The 3534-nt window shown below is 56.8% G+C and carries 2 protein-coding genes; both read right to left on the bottom strand.

What is annotated here, in order from left to right:
• Window positions 1–207: 207 nt before the first annotated feature.
• A complete protein-coding gene (locus C3Y15_RS31210; RefSeq protein WP_059497487.1) occupies window positions 208–1851 on the bottom strand; it encodes a DUF2334 domain-containing protein in 1644 nt (547 codons plus the stop codon).
• Between the two features lie 848 nt (window positions 1852–2699).
• The gene (locus C3Y15_RS31205) at window positions 2700–3386 is read right to left on the bottom strand and encodes an IS3 family transposase (RefSeq protein ID WP_260402262.1); all 687 of its coding nucleotides are present in this window, start codon (window positions 3384–3386) and stop codon (window positions 2700–2702) included.
• Between the last annotated feature and the right edge of the window lie 148 nt (window positions 3387–3534).

The raw sequence follows: 3534 nt of genomic DNA, 5'->3' as shown, positions 1-3534 counted from the left end.
ACTACCTTGCGCCGTCAGAGTTTGCGGCGAAACATCGGGCAACCGCGGATACTCCTGCCGCTTTCCAGGAGTTGGTTTAAAGGGACTTTGCTAGAAGCCCATTGGCCCTATTGATGGGGGCAGGTCAGCTGAAGCGAAATTTGGCCCTGACGCGTGTCCGCCTTTCGCGGCGGCCGGCCCCCGGGCCGGCCAACCACAACATCAACACTACTTGGCGTCAGATGCAGCGACCCACTGGAAACCGAGAGCGGTTATCCCGTTCACGAGACTGTGAAAATCCTGCAAGCCGGGCGTGCCGAGATCAGGTTCAAGCCAAAATGGATGAAAGAAGAAGGATGCGAAGCCATCCCGAACCGTCAGCGCGTACTGCGCATTCGTGTAGAGATCTTGCCACGTGTATGCCAGACATGAGGACGGATCGATATTGCATATGTTGTATTCGATATTTCCGAGATTCTCTGGCAGTACCCGTTGTCCGTAATAGTCTGAATTGATGATATACGGAAAAAACTGACCAACCGAAAAGTCGTGATTCGGGGCGTTCGAGTTCAGATTCGGAGTATCTGAAGTGTAGTAGACAACACGCTGGTAGGTCGTCTTGAACAGCGGAGGAACGGCCTTGATCGAAAGGGGCGAAGACTGATAGTGTGGAGCCTCCCACGCAAAGGGTGAATAACCATTCGACAACAATTCCTGCAAACCGGCCGACAGACGCGCCGAAGCCCACGGAGTCGAGTCTTCGTCCACAGGGCGGTTCTGAGTAGCAAGCCAGAACTCGTAGTCATTGCCGCTCACCGCATTGACAATATTTGGCGTTGAATTGTACTGATGCGTGTAGCCGTGCATCACGATCCTGCCCCCCCTGGCCAGCGCGTAGTTGAGTGCCTGCTTCAGACCACTCGCCTGCGCGAGGTGTACGGTAAGCGGCACGCCGTTGTTATAGGCGCCTAGCGGATCTTCGTACCGCGGAATGGTGGCAATAGAAAACGGGATGCGCTTTGAATACATGTAGTCAGTCAGCGTCTTCATCGACGATGTCGTCGTGAATGCGTTGACGTCTTCAAGACGCACCATCGCGCGATGCCGCACCGGCTGATTGGTCCCGAGAATGTCATGCAGCAGGTCGCAAATGACCAAGTACCGGTCGCGTGGCCCGATGTACGAGAATGGTACGTCGGCGAAGTACCAGAAATTGCCGGCCCGCATTACATACGGCGCCTGCGCACCCGTGTGACTGTCCTTGATGGTGACAAGCACGCTGGCCTTTGTCGCGTCGGACACTGCAGTCACACCAATGTCGGGATCCGCGCTAATCACGCCGGTGTTGGCGTTGAATGCATAGTACTTGACCATGTTCATGGTCTTGTAGATCACCGTGTCGAAGAAGTTTGGGTTCGGGTTGCTACTCGATGGTGCGTAGGCCAGTCCACTCACGCCGGTAAAGGTGAATCCGTAGCGGGCAGTAAAGCTGTACGCGGGATCCCATGCGACTTCCCACAAGTTGTTCTTGAACCAGACCACCGTCTTTGATGTCTTGACGACGTCCGCAAGAAATCCGGACGGAAGGGGATTATTGTAGTAATCCCCGAGATAGAAAGTCGCCTGATACTTTTCGATAGTGCCGGCTGTATAGCTGTCGACAGGTGCAAGCGTGACGTTCGTGTTGAAATGGCCAAGCAGGTTGCGCAGCATAATCGCATAAGCAAAACCGAGCTTTGAATATGGGTCGCTCGGCGGCGCATCATAGAGCACCAGGACTTTCGCCGTGGTGGTCTGCGCGAGCACGGTGGACGGCATCTGGGCAAATGCGCATCCGAGAACGAGGAGCCATACAAGTACGAGCTTCTTCATGGTGGTCTCCTTCGCGCCTAGTCGCGCTGAAAGCTGCCGTTATTCAGACGGTGTCCGCCTTCCTTGAAGTTCGGCCCCCTACCACGCCCACGCTCGACATGACGTTTCCCCTCTTCGGTGATGCCGGGCATAACTTCGGTCGCAACAGCCGGACGCGGTGGCGGCTCCACGCGCTTATGTGGAACGGACGCACTCGAAACTTCGGCGCTACAAACGGTGCCCGTTCCTACAATCACGGACGAAATGGCGGCACACGCGATCGCACTCTTTAGCGAGGCTTTCATAGGCGGACTCCTCTCACTGACCTCTGATCGACAACTGGTGTGTGCGATTAGGACGAACGCCTCGTGTGAGCCTTGAGTGCCAGGGGACGAGCACCCAACGGGCTCGATCGCCTGATCCAACCTCATACAATTGACTACGCGCCGGACGACGAGATCATCCGTGTCGTCGATCACGAGCGCCCCGGTCGAGAAGCCCCCAGTTTGCTGTGAACGGTCGATAACAGATGCTCGCCCCCCGAAGTCCCGCCCTCGCCTGATCGCTACGTCAACTAGGCATGCACTAACGATGCCAGGCTCCGCTCTGCTGAAGCGTCGCGGTTACAGTGCAGACATGAGGGCGCTGAATGGGATGAAAACGTTGCATCAGCGATACGTAAGCGACCGTAGGAGCGACGACGAGACCAACCGCGCCGGAACCAGACCGGACAGCAAGTGCCGTCAGTTATCGATCCAGGGGCCTGTCCGCGAGGTCGGTTTATGTCACCAACGGGATAGGCATATGTTTCGTTGGTCGCCATCCCGCACGCCTAGCGGGAGAGAAACACAACGTTGCGTGTGTAGTGGTCAACTAATCCCGGACACTGCGTTAAGTTTTTCTTCCGCAACCGCCGGCGCCAGTCCGTCATTGAACTGATGCGGCCGTATCCAGTTGTACCGGTGCATCAGGTAGTGGCTGATGTCCCGGTGTGCCTCCTGCGCCGACATGTAGCCCACTGACGGTAGCCATTCGGTCTTGAAGCTGCGGAACAGCCTCTCCATCGGGGAGTTATCCCAACAATTTCCTCGACGGCTCATGCTCTGCCGTATCCGATAACGCCAGAGGCGCTGACGGAATTTCCGGCTTGCATATTGGCCGCCTTGATCCGAGTGAAACAGCAAGCCTTGTGGTCGACCACGTTGCTCATAGGCCATCTCCAACGCCTGCACGACCAGATCGGCATCAGGGCGTGTCGAGAATGCCCAGCCAACAACCCGACGCGTGAACAGGTCGAGTACTACGGCCAGATAATGCCAACGGCCCTGCGCCCAGACATACGTGATGTCACCACACCACACCTGATTCGGCGTACCAACCTCGAATTCGCGATTGAGATGGTTCGGGATATCGATCCGCTCGACCGTGGCCTGCTTGTAGGCATGGCCGCCCGGCTGCTTGCAGATCAACCCGAGTTCTTCCATTGCGTATTTCGGACGAACGTGACCGGCCGTTTCGGGATCATGACCGGCGATTTCGGCAACGTGACCGGTCATCTCGGGAACGTGACCGAGCGCACCGGAAGGCAGGATTGGCGTTGCGTATGACATCAACCACGCGGGCTATGCTCGCCGGCTTTGGCCGGAGACAGCATGCCCGCGCACCGGATGAACATGCGCATGATCAAGGACGTTTTACGACTTA

Source organism: Burkholderia sp. B10, from assembly GCF_004368385.1.
Taxonomy (GTDB): Bacteria; Pseudomonadota; Gammaproteobacteria; order Burkholderiales; family Burkholderiaceae; genus Burkholderia; species Burkholderia vietnamiensis.
The sequence above is the reverse complement of the archived record's forward strand: the minus strand, read 5'-3'. Positions and strand labels throughout refer to the sequence as shown.

Bases quoted from the DNA above. Each gene is read 5' to 3' on its own strand.
- C3Y15_RS31205 (WP_260402262.1), bottom strand. From the start codon at position 3,386: ATGACCGGTCACGTTGCCGAAATCGCCGGTCATGATCCCGAAACGGCC.
- C3Y15_RS31210 (WP_059497487.1), bottom strand. From the start codon at position 1,851: ATGAAGAAGCTCGTACTTGTATGGCTCCTCGTTCTCGGATGCGCATTT.